The sequence below is a fragment of the Aeromicrobium choanae genome, assembly GCF_900167475.1.
GTDB classification, from domain to species: Bacteria; Actinomycetota; Actinomycetes; order Propionibacteriales; family Nocardioidaceae; genus Aeromicrobium; species Aeromicrobium choanae.
This window is the reverse complement of record NZ_LT796768.1, coordinates 1,509,435-1,527,269: the sequence shown is the minus strand read 5'-3', so window position 1 is coordinate 1,527,269 and position 17,835 is coordinate 1,509,435. Positions and strand designations below refer to the sequence as shown.

Annotated in this window: 18 protein-coding genes; 13 read left to right on the top strand and 5 right to left on the bottom strand. The window is 71.9% G+C overall.

Translation table 11 applies throughout. From position 1 onward, the window contains the following. The first annotated feature begins 1 nt into the window (after window position 1). A complete protein-coding gene (glgA, locus tag B5D60_RS07495; RefSeq protein ID WP_078699576.1) occupies window positions 2–1,450 on the top strand; it encodes a glycogen synthase GlgA in 1,449 nt (482 codons plus the stop codon). Further along, on the top strand, window positions 1,447–3,507 hold the full coding sequence (gene glgX, locus B5D60_RS07490) for a glycogen debranching protein GlgX (RefSeq protein WP_078699575.1): 2,061 nt from the start codon (window positions 1,447–1,449) through the stop codon (window positions 3,505–3,507). Before glgA ends, glgX begins: the two co-directional genes overlap by 4 nt. A 107-nt stretch (window positions 3,508–3,614) precedes the next feature. On the opposite strand, the gene B5D60_RS07485 is transcribed toward glgX, so the two are convergent. Together B5D60_RS07485 and B5D60_RS07480 are read right to left on the bottom strand one after the other, a co-directional pair. Continuing rightward, window positions 3,615–3,917: a DUF4235 domain-containing protein gene (locus tag B5D60_RS07485; RefSeq protein ID WP_078699574.1), complete on the bottom strand. Its 303-nt coding sequence runs from the start codon at window positions 3,915–3,917 to the stop codon at window positions 3,615–3,617. Then, window positions 3,917–4,207 carry a WhiB family transcriptional regulator gene (locus tag B5D60_RS07480; RefSeq protein ID WP_078699573.1) on the bottom strand — a complete coding sequence of 97 codons (291 nt, stop codon included), beginning with the start codon at window positions 4,205–4,207 and terminating at the stop codon, window positions 3,917–3,919. Before B5D60_RS07480 ends, B5D60_RS07485 begins: the two co-directional genes overlap by 1 nt. 127 nt (window positions 4,208–4,334) lie before the next feature. On the opposite strand from B5D60_RS07480, the gene B5D60_RS07475 reads away from it, so the two are divergent. The 4 genes from B5D60_RS07475 to B5D60_RS07460 are packed head-to-tail and all read left to right on the top strand — an operon-like array spanning window position 4,335 to window position 7,448. Further along, window positions 4,335–5,216: a MerR family transcriptional regulator gene (locus B5D60_RS07475; protein ID WP_078699572.1), complete on the top strand. Its 882-nt coding sequence runs from the start codon at window positions 4,335–4,337 to the stop codon at window positions 5,214–5,216. 4 nt (window positions 5,217–5,220) lie between these two features. After that, window positions 5,221–6,027, top strand: a complete 807-nt coding sequence (locus tag B5D60_RS07470; protein WP_078699571.1) for a crotonase/enoyl-CoA hydratase family protein — start codon at window positions 5,221–5,223, stop codon at window positions 6,025–6,027. 51 nt (window positions 6,028–6,078) lie between these two features. Then, window positions 6,079–6,843 (top strand): class I SAM-dependent methyltransferase, encoded by a 765-nt coding sequence (locus B5D60_RS07465; RefSeq protein ID WP_078699570.1) that lies wholly within the window; start codon window positions 6,079–6,081, stop codon window positions 6,841–6,843. Between the two features lie 2 nt (window positions 6,844–6,845). Further along, entirely contained in the window at window positions 6,846–7,448 is a 603-nt protein-coding gene (locus B5D60_RS07460; RefSeq protein WP_231948993.1) for an IMPACT family protein, read from the top strand. Between the two features lie 28 nt (window positions 7,449–7,476). On the opposite strand, the gene B5D60_RS07455 is transcribed toward B5D60_RS07460, so the two are convergent. Together B5D60_RS07455 and B5D60_RS07450 are read right to left on the bottom strand one after the other, a co-directional pair. Beyond that, window positions 7,477–8,382 carry an endonuclease/exonuclease/phosphatase family protein gene (locus B5D60_RS07455; protein ID WP_078699568.1) on the bottom strand — a complete coding sequence of 302 codons (906 nt, stop codon included), beginning with the start codon at window positions 8,380–8,382 and terminating at the stop codon, window positions 7,477–7,479. Between the two features lie 95 nt (window positions 8,383–8,477). Beyond that, window positions 8,478–8,999, bottom strand: coding sequence for a TetR/AcrR family transcriptional regulator (locus B5D60_RS07450; RefSeq protein WP_078699567.1), 522 nt, complete (start codon window positions 8,997–8,999; stop codon window positions 8,478–8,480). 127 nt (window positions 9,000–9,126) lie between these two features. Between B5D60_RS07450 and B5D60_RS07445 the strand changes: the two genes are divergently transcribed. The 4 genes from B5D60_RS07445 to B5D60_RS07430 all read left to right on the top strand — a co-directional run bounded on the left by B5D60_RS07445 (window position 9,127) and on the right by B5D60_RS07430 (window position 12,978). Continuing rightward, window positions 9,127–10,632 (top strand): MFS transporter, encoded by a 1,506-nt coding sequence (locus B5D60_RS07445; protein ID WP_078699566.1) that lies wholly within the window; start codon window positions 9,127–9,129, stop codon window positions 10,630–10,632. Window positions 10,633–10,651: 19 nt separating this feature from the next. Next, a complete protein-coding gene (locus tag B5D60_RS07440) occupies window positions 10,652–11,458 on the top strand; it encodes a hypothetical protein (RefSeq protein ID WP_078699565.1) in 807 nt (268 codons plus the stop codon). 40 nt (window positions 11,459–11,498) lie between these two features. After that, window positions 11,499–11,984, top strand: a complete 486-nt coding sequence (locus tag B5D60_RS07435) for an NUDIX hydrolase (RefSeq protein WP_078699564.1) — start codon at window positions 11,499–11,501, stop codon at window positions 11,982–11,984. A gap of 82 nt (window positions 11,985–12,066) precedes the next feature. After that, window positions 12,067–12,978, top strand: coding sequence for an EamA family transporter (locus tag B5D60_RS07430; protein WP_078699563.1), 912 nt, complete (start codon window positions 12,067–12,069; stop codon window positions 12,976–12,978). On the opposite strand, the gene B5D60_RS07425 is transcribed toward B5D60_RS07430, so the two are convergent. Beyond that, on the bottom strand, window positions 12,914–13,462 hold the full coding sequence (locus tag B5D60_RS07425; protein ID WP_231948992.1) for a TetR/AcrR family transcriptional regulator: 549 nt from the start codon (window positions 13,460–13,462) through the stop codon (window positions 12,914–12,916). The genes B5D60_RS07430 and B5D60_RS07425 overlap by 65 nt on opposite strands. Window positions 13,463–13,514: 52 nt before the next feature. Here B5D60_RS07425 and B5D60_RS07420 point away from each other — a divergent pair, with 52 nt between their 5' ends. The 3 genes from B5D60_RS07420 to B5D60_RS07410 are packed head-to-tail and all read left to right on the top strand — an operon-like array spanning window position 13,515 to window position 17,769. Continuing rightward, window positions 13,515–15,047, top strand: a complete 1,533-nt coding sequence (locus tag B5D60_RS07420) for a carboxyl transferase domain-containing protein (RefSeq protein WP_172806289.1) — start codon at window positions 13,515–13,517, stop codon at window positions 15,045–15,047. A gap of 5 nt (window positions 15,048–15,052) precedes the next feature. Beyond that, window positions 15,053–16,843, top strand: a complete 1,791-nt coding sequence (locus B5D60_RS07415) for an acetyl/propionyl/methylcrotonyl-CoA carboxylase subunit alpha (RefSeq protein ID WP_078699561.1) — start codon at window positions 15,053–15,055, stop codon at window positions 16,841–16,843. Beyond that, a complete protein-coding gene (locus tag B5D60_RS07410) occupies window positions 16,843–17,769 on the top strand; it encodes a hydroxymethylglutaryl-CoA lyase (protein WP_078699560.1) in 927 nt (308 codons plus the stop codon). The genes B5D60_RS07415 and B5D60_RS07410 overlap by 1 nt, the downstream gene beginning before the upstream one ends. The last annotated feature ends 66 nt before the right edge of the window (window positions 17,770–17,835 follow it).

Below are 17,835 nucleotides of genomic sequence, written 5' to 3'. Positions count from 1 at the left end.
GATGCCCCCTCGTCCGCGCCGCCTGTTGTCGGTCGCGTCGGAGTGTGCGCCGCTGCTCAAGACCGGCGGCCTCGCCGACGTCGTCGGAGCCCTGCCGTCCGCGCTCGCGGAGCAGGGCTGGCGATCGCGCGTCCTGATGCCCGCGTACCCGGGCATCCTGGAGCGCGTCGGCTCCACCAAGGTCGTCTGGGAGGACCCCGACCTCTTCGGTGGTCCGGCGGTCGTGCGCGCCGGGCGCCACGGCGGGGTGGAGCTCCTGCTGCTCGACGCGCCGCACCTGTTCGACCGGCCCGGCGGCCCGTACAACGTCGACGGCCACGATCACCTGGACAACCACGTCCGGTTCGCGGCGCTGTCATGGGCTGGTGCCCGGATCGCGATCGAGGGCACGGCTGACCGCTGGCGCCCCGACGTGGTGCACGCACACGATTGGCAGGCCGGCCTCGTGCCGTCGTACCTGCACTACGCGCAGGCCGACGTGCCGACGGTGATGACGATCCACAACATCGCCTTCCAGGGCATCTTCGGACCCGACCAGCTGGACCTGCTGCGTCTGCCGACGTGGGACTTCCACCACGAGGCGCTGGAGTACCACGGCCTCGTCAGCACGCTCAAGGCCGGCATGGTGCACGCCACGAAGGTGACGAGCGTCAGCCCCACCTACGCGCAGGAGCTGACGACGCCGGAGTTCGGGTTCGGCCTGGAGGGGGTGGCCGCCGCGCGGCGGGACGGCGGCGACCTGATCGGCATCGTCAACGGGATCGACACGACCGTGTGGGATCCCGCGGCGGACCGCGCGGTCGTCCACTACTCCGTCGACGACCCGGCCGCGAAGGACCGCAACCGCCGCGAGCTGCTCGCCGAGTTCGGGCTCGCCGAGCCGGCCGGCCCGCTGGCCGTGGTGGTCACCCGGCTCACTCATCAGAAGGGCGTCGACCTACTCCTCGAGGCGCTCCCGGGCTTCGTGGAGGCCGGTGGGGCGGTGATCGTCCTGGGCTCCGGCGACCCCGGATACGAGTACGCCCTGAACGACCTCGGCGCCCGGTACTCGCAGTCGATCGGCGTGCGGATCGGCTACGACGAGCCGCTCAGCCACCGGATGTACGGCGGCGGCGACCTCGTCCTCGTGCCGTCGCGGTTCGAGCCCTGCGGCCTGACCCAGCTGTACGGGATGAGGTACGGCGCCATCCCCGTCGTGGCATCCACGGGAGGCCTGCGCGACACGGTCGTGGACGCCTCGCCGGAGAACCTCGCCGCGGACGTCGCCACCGGGTTCGCCTTCGCCGACATCGACGCCGGCGGGCTGGCCTGGGCGCTCTCCCGGGCGCGCGAGCTGTACGCCGACCCGCCGGCCTGGCAGCGGTTGCGCCACCGGGCGATGTCCACGCCAGTGGACTGGGGGCCGTCGGCCGAGCGCTACGCGGCGCTGTTCGCGGAGATCATGCGATGACCCGAGCCGTGACCACCGGCCGGCCGTTCCCCCTGGGTGTCACCGTCGACGACGACGGCGTCAACGTGGCGGTCTGGTCCGCGAACGCCGCCCGCGTCGAGCTCTGCCTGTTCGACGAGACCGGTGCCGAGGAGAGGATCGACCTCGTCTTCCGGGACGGCGACGTCCGGCACGCCCACGTGGCCGGAGTCCGACCCGGCGCGCGGTACGGCCTCCGGGCCCACGGCCCCCACCGGCCGGACGAGGGGCTGCGGTTCAATCCAGCCAAGCTGCTCATCGACCCGTACGCCCGCGCGCTCGACCGGCCGCTGCGCTGGGACGAGGCGATGGCCGGGCACGCCGGCGACGACGACCTGACCCTCGACGACCGCGACAGCGCGCCCGTGGTTCCGCACGGCATCGTGCAGGGCGACCCGGCGGGCCCCGACCCGACCACCAACCGCCCGGGTCACGCGTTCAGCGACCTGGTGATCTACGAGGCGCACGTCAAGGGCCTCACCGCGGCGCACCCCGGAGTCCCCGAGGACGTGCGCGGCACCTACGCGGGCCTCGCGTCGCCTGCCGTCATCGACCACCTGACCTCGCTGGGGGTCAACGCCGTCGAGCTGCTGCCGGTGCAGGCGTTCCTCGACGACCGCTTCCTCGTGGCGAAGGGGCTGCGCAACTACTGGGGCTACCAGCCCATCGCGTGGTGCGCTCCCGAGCCGCGGTACGCACGGGCCGACGCGGTCGCGGAGCTCCGTCAGGCCGTCCACGCCCTGCACGAGGCGGGCATCGAGGTCATCGTGGACGTCGTCTACAACCACACCGGCGAGGGCGACGAGCTCGGTCCCACCCTGTCGCTGCGCGGCCTGGACAACACGGCGTACTACCGCCTCGCCGACGACCACCGCCACTACGTCGACGACACGGGCACGGGGAACACCCTCGCGGTGGACCGGCCGCCGGTGCTGCGGCTCGTGATGGACAGCCTGCGGCACTGGGTGGAGGTGCTGGGGGTCGACGGGTTCCGGTTCGACCTCGCCACCACGCTCGGCCGCACCCAGAAGGGCTTCCGCCCCCACGGGCCGTTCTTCAGCGCCATCCGGCAGGACCCGGTGCTGTCCACCGTCAAGCTGATCGCCGAGCCCTGGGACCTCGGGCCCGGCGGCCACCGGCTGGGCCGGTTCCCACACCCGTTCTCGGAGTGGAACGACCGCTTCCGCGACGGGATCCGGCGGGCATGGCAGGTCCGGTCGCTGGGCAGTGCCGACGTGGGCGCCCGCCTGCTGGGCTCGGCCGACCACTTCGACCACGGCTCGCGCGGCGCCACCGCCTCGGTCAACTTCGTCACGGCCCACGACGGGTTCACGGCGGCCGATCTCGCCTCCTACGCGCACAAGCACAACGAGGCCAACGGCGAGGACAACCGGGACGGTCACGACGAGAACCTCTCGGACAACCTCGGGATCGAGGGGCCCACCGACGATCCGGACGTGCTGACCGCGCGGGCGCGCCGGGTGCGAGGCCTCCTCGCGACGCTGCTCGTGTCGCAGGGCGTGCCGATGCTGTTGGCCGGCGACGAGCTCGGCAACAGCCAGGGCGGCAACAACAACGCCTATGCCCAGGACAACGCGCTGGGCTGGATCGACTGGTCGGCGCCCGACACCGAGCTGCTCGACCTGGTGCGCCGACTCGTCCGTCTGCGCCGTGACCAGCCGGTGCTGCGCCAGCGCACCTTCATGCACGGCCGCGAGCGCGCCGACGGCCATCGCGACGTGGCGTGGCACCGGGCCGACGGGGCCGCCCCGACGGCCGAGGACTGGCACGACCCCGAGTGGCGGTCCGTGGGGCTGCTCCTGCGGGGCGCCGCGGGCGACCCGGTGGGCGAGGCGCTCGATGACGCCGTGTTCCTCGTCCTCAACGTGGGCGACGACGTCGAGGTGGTGCTCCCCGAACCCGGACAGGACCGTGCGTGGCGGCTCGAGGTCGACACCGCCCGACCGGGCGACGACGTGTCGTTCGGCTCGACCTACCCCGCGCTGGGGCAGTCGGTCGTCGTGCTCGCGGCGCGCTGAGGACGCCCGAGAACGCGCAATGGCCGCGGGGGGAGTGCCCGCGGCCATTGCCAGAGAGCTGAGGTCGGCAGGAGGAGGGAGCCGGCGTCAGCTGAGAAGGAGACGCTTCAGTCGCCGGGCCACTCGCCCGTCGCCTTGGCGAACGCCTTGGCGCCCTGGCGCTGGACGATCGCCCGCACGCCGGAGAAGATCGCGCCCTGGATCACCGCGGCCAGCAGGATCTCCTTGAGCGGGAACTCCGACTGGGTCGGCGTGGGCGGATCGCCCTCGCTGTTCGGGCTGGCGCGCTTCCACACCTGCTTGAACACCGCCGAGGCGATGAGTCCGGCCAGGATCGACGTGATCAGCCCGACCGGCTGGTAGAGAATCTTGGCGGAGGTGCTGGCCTTCGCCTTCTTCGGCGCCGCCATCAGCCGGCGGCGGCCTGACGGCCGGCCAGGATCTCGGAGCGCTCGGACTCGGTGAGGCCACCCCAGACGCCGTACGGCTCCTGGACGGCGAGCGCATGCTCCCGGCACCGGTCGATGACCGGGCACGTGGCGCAGACGGCCTTGGCGGACTCCTCGCGGCGGTGGCGCTTCATGCCGCGTTCAGCTTCGGGCGAGAAGAAGACAGACGAGTCGACGCCCATGCAGGCGCCTTCCCACTGCCATTCGTAGGACTCGATGATGGGCGACGGAAGTCGCTTGATGTTGACCATGTTTCCTGCCCCTTCCCCAAGGGTGAGGACTGACGCGGGCTGTTTGCGCAACCCGGCAAGTAGTTCGACGGTACTACCTAATCTATTCATTGTGCAACCACCCTGAATAGGTTTTAGGATCGACCGCATGCACCGCCGCTGGACCGTGGGTTCGCTCTCCGAGATGCTCGGAATCGCCGCCCCGACCCTGCGGACGTGGGAGCGTCGCTACGGCGTGGGGCCGACGTTCCGCACCGCCGGGGGCCACCGCCGCTACACGATCGTCGACGCCGACCGGGTCGCCACGATGGCCCGATTCATCGAGTCGGGGGTGACCGCGCACGACGCCGCCGAGCGGGTGAAGCGGCTCTCGCCGCACGAGCTGGCCGCGATCGTGGGCGCCGGACCGGCCGGACTCAGGGCCTCGGCCCACGAGCAGACGGTCTTCGACATGCTCGAGGGCGCGAAGGAGTTCGACGCCGCCAGGGTGCAGCAGGCCGCCGAGAGCGCGATCGAGCGGTTCGGCATCGAGGAGGCCTGGGACTCGGCCATCGCCCCGGCGATGATCGAGGTCGGTCGGCAGTGGGAGGACTGCCGGATCGACGTGGCCGGCGAGCACCTCGTCACCGCCTGCGTCCTGGCAGCGCTGCGGGCGGCGGCGCACCGCTACCCCACCCGCGGCCCGGCGCGGGTCGTGCTGGCCAGCGTCGAGGACGAGCAGCACAAGCTCCCGGTCGTGGCGCTGGGCGCGGCGCTGGCCCGCCACGGCCATGCCTGGACCGAGCTCGGTGCACGGCTGCCGATGGAGTCGCTCGAGACCTTCGTGCGCAGCAGCCGGCCCGACGCCGTGTTCCTGTGGTCCTCGGTGATGAAGCCGGGGCCGGAGACGCTGGAGCGACTCACCGAGCTGGGGCGTCACACCGCCCTGTTCCTCGGTGGCGCGGGATGGCCGCGAGACGTCGTCACGTCGCACACGCTGACCGAGACCGTCCGGCAGTTGCGGAAGGCTCTCGGCGACGATCTACCCTGAGCGCATGACCGAACAGCATGTCGTCACCGAGATCGAAGGGCCCATCGCCCACGTCTGGCTCAACCGCCCCGACAAGCTGAACGGCATCACGTTCGGCGTGCTCGACGGGCTCCTGGAGGCCGCCGACCGGATCGAGGCCGATCCGAACGTCCGCGCGGTGCTGCTCGAGGGCCGCGGCTCGTCCTTCTGCGCGGGCCTGGACTTCGGCCAGGTGATGACCGAGAAGAAGCGCGTCGCGCGGTACTTCACGCCCAACCCGTTCAAGGGCACCAACAAGTTCCAGCAGCCGCTGTGGGCCTGGCGCGAGCTCTCGGTCCCGGTCATCGCCGTCACGCGCGGCCACGTGTTCGGCGGCGGCATCCAGCTGGCGCTGGGCGCGGACTTCCGGTTCACCACCCCCGACTGCCAGTGGTCGATCCTCGAGGCCAAGTGGGGACTGGTTCCCGACATGAGCGGCACCGTGGCGCTGGCGGAGCTGGTCGGCGCCGACCTGGCCAAGCGCCTCGTGATGACCGGCGAGGTGTTCTCCGGCACGCAGGCCGTCGAGTACGGCATCGCCTCGGGCGTCGCCGAGGACCCGACCAAGCCCGCCCTCGAGCTGATCGACCAGCTCCTCGCGCGCTCGCCCGACTCGGTCGCCGCGTCCAAGCGCCTGCTGAACGAGACTCGTCTCGCCAAGCCGCGCCGGGCGTTCGCGCTCGAGCGGAAGTACCAGCGCGCCATGCTCAAGTCGCCGAACACCGCCGTCGCGCGCAAGGCCGGCATGGCGAAGTCCGAGCCCGAGTTCGGCCCGCGCACCTTCGGCCGCTGATCGGCGTCCTGCGATGACCGCCGTTCAGCCCCTGATTGTTAGGGTTGCCCGGTGAACGAGGACAAGCCCAGCAAGAAGGTCGCCGACCAGTACGACCGGGGATACGACTACACCCAGTACTGGAACAACCGCGACTACGAGAACGCCGCCGAGCAGGTCGCGATCCGCCGGCTGCTCAAGGGCCGACGGTTCGCCAAGGCCGCCGACGTGGGCGGTGGCTTCGGCCGGCTCGCGCTGCTGCTGCGCGAGTACGCCGACCAGGTCACGCTGGCCGAGCCCAGCCAGACCCAGCTGGACGCCGCCGAGAAGTTCCTCGAGGGCACCGACGTGGTCAAGGCGCGCCAGCAGGCCGACGCCCTGCAGTTCGGCGACGGCGAGCTCGACCTCATCACGATGGTCCGGGTCATGCACCACATCCCCGAGCCCACCGAGGAGTTCGCCGAGATCGCCCGCGTGCTCGCCCCCGGTGGCACCGCGATCATCGAGGTCGCCAACTACGGCCACTTCAAGAACCGTCGCGCCTTCAAGAAGGCCGGCAAGGCGCTGCCGAAGGAGCCCGTCAGCATCCGCACCGTCGCCGCGGACGAGCCCGACGCGATCGCCTTCGTGAACCACAACATCGACACGGTGGTCGGCCAGCTCGCCGCGGCGGGCCTGGTGCTGCAGCGCAAGCTGTCGGTGTCGAACCTGCGTAGCCAGAAGCTCAAGCGCTACGTGCCCGCCAAGGTGCTCGTCGCGGTCGAGCGCGTGCTGCAGAAGCCCCTCGCGTCCAGCGACTTCGGTCCCTCGATCTTCCTGGAACTGCGCAAGCGCTGAGGGTGGCGACCTACCGCACCATCGACCTCGGCCTCGGCGACACCGCCGAGGCCGAGATCGTGGTGCTGAGGTCGCGATTCCTGGCGCGCGCCGGGCGCGTGGAGGACGAGGCGAGCGCCCGGGCGCTCATCGCCGGCGTCCGCGCGACGCACCACGACGCGCGGCACCACTGCACCGCCTTCGTCATCGGACCCGACGCAGCGCTGCGCCGCAGCAACGACGACGGCGAGCCCTCGGGGACCGCGGGACGGCCCATGCTGGAGGTCATCTCGGGTCGCGAGGTCAGCGACGTCGTCGTGGTCGTGACGCGCTGGTTCGGTGGCACGCTGCTGGGCACGGGTGGCCTCGCCCGCGCCTACGCCGACGCCACCGGGGCCGCGCTCGACGCGGCCGGAACCCGCGAGCGGATCCTGTGGCAACGGGCGCGGCTGACCGTCCCGATCACCGAGGTCGGCGCGATGGAGAGCCGCCTGCGCCGGGACACCGACGTGATCGACGTGGCCTACGGCCCCGACCGCGTCAGCTACGAGGTCGCCGCCGACGACCTCTCGGTCCTCGACCGGCTCCCCTTCGAGCGGCTCGAGCCGGTCTGGCGCGACGCCTGAGCTGAGACCCGGGCGCCGCGCCGCGGCGTCAGCCCTGGACGGTGGCCTTCGCGACGACCAGCTGGTGGTCGGACGGGCTGTCGAGCGCGTTGAACGCCGCGCCCGACTGCGTCCACGGGGTCTTGTTGTTCGAGAAGAACACGTGGTCGATCTTGCGCTTGCCGCTCTGGTCCGTGGCGTTGCCACCGCGGTTGGCGGTCTGCCCCTCGAGCTGCGCCGCCTCGAAGAACTTGCCGTTCGGGGCGTTGCCCTCGTTGTCCACGCCCCGGGCGTACATGCGGTTCAGGACCGGGTCCTTCGGGACGGCGTTGAAGTCACCACCGACCACGACCAGCTGGCCGTTGCCGATGAACGTCGCGGTGATGTCCTTGATCTCCTTGATCTGGGTCTTGCGCGCGTTGAGGGCGGGGTTGCCGACGACGTAGGCCTTGCCCAGTGCGACGTGCACGGAGCAGACGGTGCGCACGGAGGTGTCCGTCCACCGCACGCACACCAGCTCCTGCTGTCGCGTGTGCAGGCTCCCGTCGTCGTTCACCGACTCGTCCTGGGAGAGTGACCGGACGACGTTGTCCGCACCGGCCGCGGTCCGCACGGCGACGGTCATCACGTCGCCTCTGGCGCCGCAGCCGCCGGTACGGCTCTGCTGCGGATGGACCGACCAGGTCTGGCCGACGCTGGCGGCGTAGGACTGGATCAACGGCACGTCGCTCGCACAGACCTCCTGCAGGGTCACCGCCTGCGCACCGAGGTCGTGGGCCTTCTTCAGTGCGTGGGTGATCGCCGCGCCGTTCTTCTCCACGTTGTGCTGGACGACGATGAACTTCGTCGCGGCCTGAGCACTGGTCGGCGAGACGAACGAGATCGCCGTCAGGGCGAGGGCGCCGGCGAGTGCGGTGAAGGCGCTGCGCGCGCGTCGTGGGGTGCTGTGCGTCATGCGGATGCCTCATTCGTCGAAGGACTCGGAGTTTCCCACGATGCGTCAGGTGCGGGTCGGTGTCCACCCGAGCGCCGGCGGAGCCGACCTGCGGCTCAGTGGCCGAGGCGGCCCAGGACCTTACGGACGTGGCCGAGCGCGTCGGGGCTGCCCAGGCCGGTGGTGTCGTCGAAGTAGAGGCCGTCGCCGATGAGCTGGATCGTGCGGGCGAGGGCCTCGTCGCCGAGGTGCTCGTTCAGGACGCCGAACCACGCGTCGCGGATGTCGGCCAGTGCCGTGCGCGCACCGTGGTCGTGCTCCTGGGCGATGCGTGACGCCGCGATCAGGGCGCGGTCGAAGTCGCTCCCGGTGTCCACCGAGGTCTCCAGGTAGAAGCCCACCGGACCCTGCTCGGCCGAGCGCATCAGCTCGACGTCGCGGGCGGCCTGCTCGCGCAGCCGCTCGACCATGCCGTCGACGAGGGCCTCGCGACTGTGGAAGTGGTACAGCAGCCCGCCCTTGGAGACGCCGGCCTCCGCGGCGACGGCGTCCAGCGTGGCGGCACGGCTGCCGGCGCCCACCAGCAGGCGCTCGAAGGCGTCGAGGACGCGATCTCGGGTACTGCGCTCCTCGGCCATGGGCTCAGCCTAGTGATCCGGGTGCCCCCGCGGCCCGGAACCCGAGCTCGGCGTGACCCCGATCACGGAAACCCCTGTGACGCGAGTCATTTTGGAACTGTACCGTCTGGACGGTACAGTAAGGGTGATGTCCACGTTCACTCCTCATGCCGCCCGTGCCGGCCGACGCGAATGGTCCGCGTTGGCGGTGCTGATGCTGCCCGTGCTGCTCGTCTCGGTCGACAACACGGTGCTGTCGTTCGCGCTGCCCGAGATCAGTCGCGAGCTGCGCCCGAGCGGCAACCAGCTCATGTGGATCGTCGACATCTACGCGCTGATGCTGGCGGGCCTGCTCATCGCCATGGGCAGCCTCGGCGACCGCATCGGTCGCCGCCGCCTGCTCGTGGTCGGCTCCGTCGGGTTCGGCGCGGCCTCCGTGCTCGCGGCCTTCAGCACGAGCCCCGAGATGCTGATCGCCGGCCGTGCCCTGCTCGGCTTCTTCGGCGCGACCCTCATGCCCTCGACGCTGTCGCTGATCCGCAACATCTTCGAGGACGCGCGTGACCGTCGCACCGCCATCGCGGCGTGGGCGGCCATGTTCTCCGGCGGCGCCGTCCTCGGCCCGGTGGTGGGCGGCTACCTGCTCGAGCACTTCTGGTGGGGCTCGGTGTTCCTGCTGAACGTGCCGTTGATCATCGCCTTCGTGCCGGCGGCGCTCGCCCTCATCCCCGAGTCGCGCGACCCCCAGCCGGGCCCGTTCGACCCGGCGTCGGTCGTGCTGTCGCTGCTCGCGATGGTGCCGCTCGTCTTCGCGGTCAAGCACGGCGCCACCGCCGGTCTCGACGACACCACGCTCGCCGCGCTGGCCCTCGGCCTCGGTGCCGGCTGGTGGTTCATCCGCCGCCAGCAGCGCAGTGCCACCCCGATGCTCGACCTGAGTCTGTTCCGCAACCCGGTCTTCAGCGGCGCCCTGGCGGCGAACGCCCTCAGCCTCATGGCGCTGGCGGGCTTCCTCTACTTCGGCGCCCAGCTGCTCCAGCTCGTGCTGGGGCTGTCCCCGCTGGAGTCGGCGCTGGTCCTGGTGCCCGGCTCGATCGCCACGATGGCGGCCGGCTTCGCGGCCGTGCGCCTTGTCGAGCGGATCCCGGCGCGCACCCTCGTGCCGTTGAGCTTCCTGCTGTCGTCGAGCGGCTACGCGCTGGCCGCCTTCACGGGCCATCCGACGGTGATCTCGGTGGGCGTGGCGTTCACGATCCTGGGGATCGGCATCGGTCTGGCCGAGACGATCACCAACGACCTCATCCTGTCGAGCGTGCCGCCGCAGAAGGCGGGTGCCGCGTCGGCGATCTCCGAGACCGCCTACGAGATCGGTGCCGTCCTGGGCACCGCGGTGCTCGGCAGCGTGCTGACCGCGACCTTCCGCTCGAACCTGACCGTCCCGGCGGTCGCGAAGTTCGGCGAGCAGGAGAACGCGTTCGAGACCCTCGGCAGCACCCTGCAGTTCGCCGAGCAGTTCGCGGCGCCGGTCGAGGGCTGGATCCATGCCTCGGCCGCCTCGGCGTTCGACCTCGGTGTGCAGTTCACCGCGGGTGCTGCGATCTTCGTCGCCCTGGCCGCGGCGCTGATCTCGCGACGCGCCCTGCGCCACGCCTGAGCGGACCTACACTCGGCCCATGCGGGGTCGTGTCGCGCTGGTCTCAGCACTCCTGGTGGTGGCGGGGTGCTCGGCCGCGCCCGACCTGGAGGACGCGCCGGACGGGTTCACGGCGCAGGTGATGCAGTACCGGAGCAAGCGGCTGACCCGCGACATCGCGATCGCGATCAGCAACGGCACCGGCAGCGAGATCACCCTCTCCGCGATGCGCCTGGAGTCGAACCGCTGGCCCGAGTCGGTCGACTGGGCGGGCACGGAGTCGGTCGGCGCCGGCTTCGGCACGGGGATCGACGTCGACCCGCCCGCCGGCACGTGCCCCGACGGCGAGGACCTCGCGACCGTCGCGGAGTTCACCTACCGGACGGGCGACGAGGAGCGCCGCTCGCGGGTGGACGTCGAGGACCCGTACGGCGTGCTGCGCGACCTGGTGGACGGCGACTGTGGTGAGCAGGCCTTCGAGGCCGCCACCACGGTGACGGCCGGGTCGCCCCAGGTGCGTGGGGACACGTGGTCCGCGACCCTCGACCTGGTGCCGCGCGAGCCGAACGACGTGGTGCTGCTCGGCTTCGCGCCCACGCTGCGCTTCGCGTTCGGGCCGGCCACGCCGGTGGACGTCGAGCTGCCGCTCGACCAGCCGCAGCGCGTGCGGCTCGACGTCGTGATGGGCCGCTGCGATCCGCACGTGGTCGCGGAGGACAAGGTCGGGTCGCGCTTCGGTGTCCGCGTGCGCACCACCGACATCGAGCACGCGTACTTCACGCTGCCGCTGGACGACGCGATCCGGGCGTCGCTGGAGGAGTTCTACGCCGAGCGCTGCACGCCCTGACCCTGCAGCCGACAGCGGTGAGGTCTGGAACACTGGCGACGTGACCGAGCACTACCCCCTGGACGACCACGCCGACTCCCGCTCGCTGCTCGTCGCCGCCGCCTACGTGATCCTGCGCCGCGGCGACGAGGTCTTCGTGCAGCGTCGCGCGGGGACGGGGTACCGCGATGGGTACTGGGCGGTCGTGGCCGGCCACGTCGACCCCGGCGAGTCGGTGCACGAGGCCGCGGTGCGTGAGGCGCTCGAGGAGGCCGGGGTGACGATCGCGCCCCAGGACCTGCGACCCGTCACCGCGATCCACCGCTTCGAGCGCGGCGGCCCGCAGGTCGAGCAGCGGATCGACCTGTTCTTCGAGGTCACCCGGTGGAGTGGCGAGGCCGCCCACCTGGAGGCCGACAAGGCCGCCGAGGCGGGCTGGTACCCGCTGGCGTCCCTGCCCGAGCCGTTCGTGCCCCACGAGCGCGACGTGCTCGACCTCCTCGCGGCCGGAACCGGGGTCCCGGCCGTCATCTCGCTGCCGATGTGACCCCCCGCCGGTGGCGTGATCTCGACGAGGACTGGCAGCGGCCGCCGCTGCGTGAGCCGCCGGGCCCTGACAGCATGATCCGGTGACCCGCCGCGACAGCCTGCTCGCCGTCCTCGTGGCGGTGCTCTGGGGCTGCAACTTCGTCGCCATCCACGTCGGTCTCGCCGACGTTCCGCCGTTCCTGTTCCTCGCGATCCGGTTCGTCCTGGTGGCCTTCCCGCTCGTGTTCTTCGTGGCCCGGCCGAAGGCCTCGTGGCAGGTCGTCGTCGCCGTCGGCTTCTTCATGAGCTTCGGCCAGTTCGGGCTGCTGTACCTGGCGATGGCGATCGGCATGCCCGCGGGCCTGGCCGCCCTCGTCCTGCAGGCGCAGGTCATCTTCACGATCCTCATCGCCGCCGGCGTCCTGGGTGAGCGGGCGTCCCGCCGCCAGGGGATCGGCGCCGCGATCGGCACCGTCGGCCTGGCGATCGTCGCCTGGGGCTTCCATCAGGACGCGCCGCTGGTCCCGCTGCTCGTCACGGTGGGGGCCGCGCTCTCGTGGGCGATCGGCAACGTCGTCGCCCGGGCCGCGAAGGTGTCGTCGGGCCTGTCGCTCGTGGTGTGGTCGGCGCTCGTCGTGCCGCTGCCCGCGCTGGCCGTCTCGCTCACGGTGGAGGGACGGGCCGAGATCTCGGCCGCGCTGGGCCGGTTCGGGATCGAGGCCTGGGTCAGCACGATCTACACCGTGGTGCTGTCCTCGCTCGTGGGCTACACGATCTTCAACGGCCTGATGGCGAAGTACCCCGCGGCCAGCGTCGTGCCCTTCATCCTGCTCGTCCCGCCGGTCGGGGTCCTGTCGGCATGGGTCGCGCTGGACGAGGTGCCCAGCGCGCTGGAGTGGGTGGGCGGCATCGTGATGATGGTGGGCGTGGCGGTCGCCACCGTCTCGCTCAGGTCGCGAGCAGCGCGGCCCGGGCCATCGACGCCAGCAGCCGAGCCATCGCGTCCGCGCTGATCCGCGCCGAGTGCGGCGTGGAGTTGATCAGGCCGAACACGGCCTGGACGGCCGCGCGGGCCGTGGCGCGGTCGAGGTCGGTGCGGAGCTCGCGCAGCGTCTCCACCCACGCGTCGATGTAGGACAGCTGCAGCTCCCGCACGGCGGTCTGGGCGGCCGGCGGGAGGTTCGACCACTCACGATCCTGGATCACGATGAGCGCCGGGTGGGTCAGCGCGAACTCCACGTGCCACGCGATGAGGGCGTCGAGGGCTGCCCCGGGATCGCCGGCCTCGGCGCGACGGAGGCGGCCCTCCGTCAGCAGCCGCTCGCTGATCGAGGTGAGCGAGTGGGCCAGCAGGTCCTCCTTGCCGGTGAAGTGCTTGTAGAGCGCCGGGCCGGAGATCCCGCACGCCTCGCCGATGTCGTTGACCGAGACGCCGTGGTACCCGCGCTCGGCGAACAGTCCGGCGGCGGTGTCGAGGATCTGCTCGCGGCGGCTCACGGCAGGAGCATAGCAGCGCAGGTTAATGAGTGTTAACCTTCGAGCCGTGAACATGAGAGAGCTCGTCGCCGAGCTGAGGGAGCGCACGGCCACCGCGCGGCTGGGTGGGTCGCAGAAGGCTCGCGAGCGCCACGTCTCGCGCGGCAAGCTGCTGCCGCGCGACCGGGTGGACCGCCTGCTCGACCCGGGCTCGCCCTTCCTCGAGATCGGCGCGCTCGCCGCCTACGGCCTCTACGGCGACGATCCCTTCGCCGTCCCGAGTGCCGGCATCATCACCGGCATCGGCACCGTGTCGGGCCGCGCGTGCGTGATCGTGGCGAACGACGCGACGGTCAAGGGCGGCACGTACTACCCGATCACGGTCAAGAAGCACCTGCGGGCCCAGACCATCGCGGCGGACAACCACCTGCCGTGCCTCTACCTCGTGGACTCCGGCGGGGCCTTCCTGCCGATGCAGGACGAGGTCTTCCCCGACCGCGACCACTTCGGCCGGATCTTCTTCCACCAGGCGCAGATGTCGTCGCGCGGCATCCCGCAGGTGGCCGCGGTGATGGGCTCGTGCACCGCGGGCGGCGCCTACGTGCCGGCCATGAGCGACGAGTCGGTGATCGTGCGCGACCAGGGCACGATCTTCCTCGGCGGGCCGCCGCTCGTGAAGGCGGCGACGGGCGAGGTCGTGACGGCCGAGGAGCTCGGCGGCGGCGAGGTCCACGCGAAGGTCTCCGGCGTCGTCGACCACCTGGCCGACGACGACGACCACGCGCTGCAGCTCGTGCGCTCGATCGTCGACACCTTCGCGCGCCCGCAGGAGCCCACGATCACGCGCCGCGAGCCGATGCCGCCGCGTGAGGATCCCGACGGCCTCTACGACGTCGTCCCGGTGGACTCGCGGACCCCTTACGACGTGCGCGAGGTCATCAGCCGCATCGTCGACGACTCGCGCCTGCACGAGTTCAAGCCGCTGTACGGCGACACGCTCGTGTGCGGGTTCGCGCACGTCGACGGCTGGCCCGTGGCGATCCTGGCCAACAACGGGATCCTGTTCAGCGAGTCGGCGCTCAAGGGCGCGCACTTCATCGAGCTGGCCAACCAGCGCGGCATCCCGCTGGTGTTCCTGCAGAACATCACCGGGTTCATGGTCGGCAAGGAGTACGAGCACGGCGGCATCGCCAAGGACGGCGCGAAGCTCGTCACGGCCGTCGCCTCGAGTGTCGTGCCGAAGTTCACCGTGGTCATCGGCGGCTCCTTCGGCGCCGGCAACTACGGCATGTGCGGCCGTGCCTACGACCCGCGCTTCCTGTGGATGTGGCCCAACGCCCGGATCTCGGTGATGGGCGGCGAGCAGGCCGCGTCGGTCCTCGCCACGGTGCGCGGCGACTTCGAGTCGCCCGAGGCCGAGGAGGCGTTCAAGGCGCCGATCCGCGACCGGTACGAGACCCAGGGCTCGCCCTACTACTCCACCGCGCGGCTGTGGGACGACGGGATCATCGACCCCGTCGACACCCGGCGCGTCCTGGCCCTCGGCCTGGCCGCCGCCTCCCACGCCCCCGTTCCCCCGCCGAGCTTCGGCATCTTCCGGATGTGAGTGACATGACCCTCGACTCCGTGCTGGTCGCCAACCGTGGCGAGATCGCCGCCCGCGTGCTGCGGGCGTGCCGCGAGCTCGGCATCCGTGGCATCGCGGTGCACGTCGCCGGCGACACCGCGCACCTCCCGTGGGCCGACGCCGCGGTCGAGGTGCCGTCGTACCTCGACGGTGCCGCCATCGTCGATGCCACCCGCGAGGCCGGCGCCGCCGCCGTCCACCCCGGGTACGGCTTCCTCTCCGAGAACGCCGCCTTCGCGCGCGCCGTCACCGAGGCGGGGCTGGTCTTCGTCGGGCCGGACGCCGACGTCATCGAGCTGATGGGCCGCAAGGACCGCGCGCGCGAGGTCGCCGAGCGGGCCGGGGTTCCGGTCATGCCGCGCTACGAGCCGGACGCGGTCCCGACCGACGCCTTTCCCGTGCTCGTCAAGGCCGCGGCCGGTGGCGGGGGCAAGGGCATGCACGTCGTGCGCGACCCGCAGGACCTCGGCCACGCCCTGGCCACCGCCGCGCGCGAGGCCCGCGCCGCGTTCGACGACGACACGCTGCTGATCGAGCGGTACGTCGAGGGCGGCCGCCACGTGGAGGTCCAGGTCTTCGGCGACCGCCACGGTCATGTGGTGCACCTGCTCGACCGCGACTGCTCGGTGCAGCGACGCCACCAGAAGGTCGTCGAGGAGGCTCCGGCGCCGGGGCTGGACCCCGAGGTGCGCGAGCGGATCCGCTCCGCCGCGGTCGCCCTGTGCCGCGAGGTGGGCTACGTCAACGCCGGCACGGTGGAGTACCTCGTGCACGGCGACGAGGCGTACTTCCTCGAGATGAACACGCGACTGCAGGTGGAGCACCCCGTCACCGAGGAGGTCACCGGCACCGACCTCGTGCACTGGCAGCTGGCGGTCGCGGCGGCCGAGCCGCTGCCACTGCGCCAGGACGAGATCACCGAGCACGGCCACGCCGTCGAGGTGCGCGTCTACGCCGAGGACCCCTACGCGGGCTTCCTGCCCCAGGCCGGCCGGATCCGCGAGGTCTGGTGGCCGGGCGCACGCGTGGAGTCGGTCATCGAGGACTTCGACGGGGCCACCGTGAGCGCCGCCTTCGACCCGATGATCGCGAAGATCGTCACGACGGGCGCCGACCGCGACGAGGCCGTCGACGCGATGGTCGAGGCGCTCGACATGACGGCGGTCTTCGGCATCCGCTCGAACGTCGGGTTCCTGCGCCGCGTGGTCGACTCGGCGCGGTTCCGTGCGGCCGGGATGGACACCGGCTGGCTCGACACGGCGCCCGAGGAGCTGCTGTCGCTGCCGGTCGTGCCCGAGGCAGCGGCGGCCTGCGCGGCGCGCCTGCTGTGGCCCCGGCCCGCGGACGGCTGGCGCGTGGCGGGCCCTCCGGCGCCGCTGCTGCTGCCCGTGGTCGACGAGGAGGGCGAGCGGCACGAGGTCACCACGTGGTCCGACCACGTCCTGCCGGCCACGACGGACGGGGCCCGCGCGTGGGTGGCCGTCCGGGGCGAGACCCACGTCTTCGAGCGGCCCGACGGCACGCGTCGTCCGCGCGCCGTCCACGCCGGCGACGCCGAGGTCACGGCGCCCATGCCCGGCACGGTCATCGCCGTCGAGGTCGAGCAGGGCGATCGGGTGGAGGCCGGGCAGCGGCTCGGTGCCGTCGAGGCGATGAAGATGGAGCTGACCCTCACCGCCGCCCACGCCGGCGTCGTCACCGTGGTGGCCGCCACGGTGGGCCGTCAGGTGAAGATGGGGGACCTGTTGTTCCACGTCGAGGCCGGGGAGGACTGATGGACGCACTGCCGATGGTCGAGCGAGACCCCACCCTGCCCGAGCGCGTCACGATCTACGAGGTCGGTCCGCGCGACGGGCTGCAGAACGAGGCCGGCATCGTCCCGGTCGACGCCAAGGTCGCGTTCATCCGCGACCTCATCGCGGCCGGGCTGCCGGTGGTCGAGGCCACCAGCTTCGTCCACCCGAAGTGGGTGCCGCAGCTCGCCGACGCCGGTGAGGTCGTGGCGCGGCTGCCGATGGACGGCGCGGTTCCGCTGCCCGTCCTCGTGCCGAACGAGCGCGGACTCGATCGCGCCCTGGAGGCCGGGGTCCGGCACATCGCGATCTTCGCCAGCGCCACCGAGACGTTCGCGCGGAAGAACCTCAACAGCTCGGTCGAGGACCAGTTCGCGATGTTCGAGCCCGTCGTCGCGCGCGCCCTCGACGCGGGCGTGGACGTGCGGGCCTACGTCTCGATGTGCTTCGGGGATCCGTGGGAGGGCCCGGTCGATCCCGCGCAGGTCGTGCGCGTCGGCTCGCGCCTGCTCGACCTCGGGGCGACCCAGCTGTCGATCGGCGACACGATCGGCGTCGGCACGGCCGCGCACGTGGCGCGGCTCGTGGCGGAGTTCGCCGCGGCCGGCGTGGGTGCCGAGCGGCTGGCGATGCACTTCCACGACACCTACGGCCAGGCGCTGGCGAACGCGCTCGCGGCGCTGCGCTGCGGGATCACGACCTTCGACGCGTCGGCCGGCGGCCTCGGCGGCTGCCCCTACGCCGAGAGCGCGACGGGCAACCTCGCCACCGAGGACCTCGTGTGGATGCTGAACGGCCTGGGCATCGAGCACGGCGTCGACCTGCCGGCGCTCGTCCGGGCGAGCGTCGCGATGGCGCAGGTGCTCGGCCGCGAGAGCCCCTCCGCGGTCGTCCGCGCCCTCGCCTGATCTCGATATGCGGGCTCGTTCCTCGCCCTGCTACTCGATCACCGGTGGTCGAGTAGCTTGCGAGCG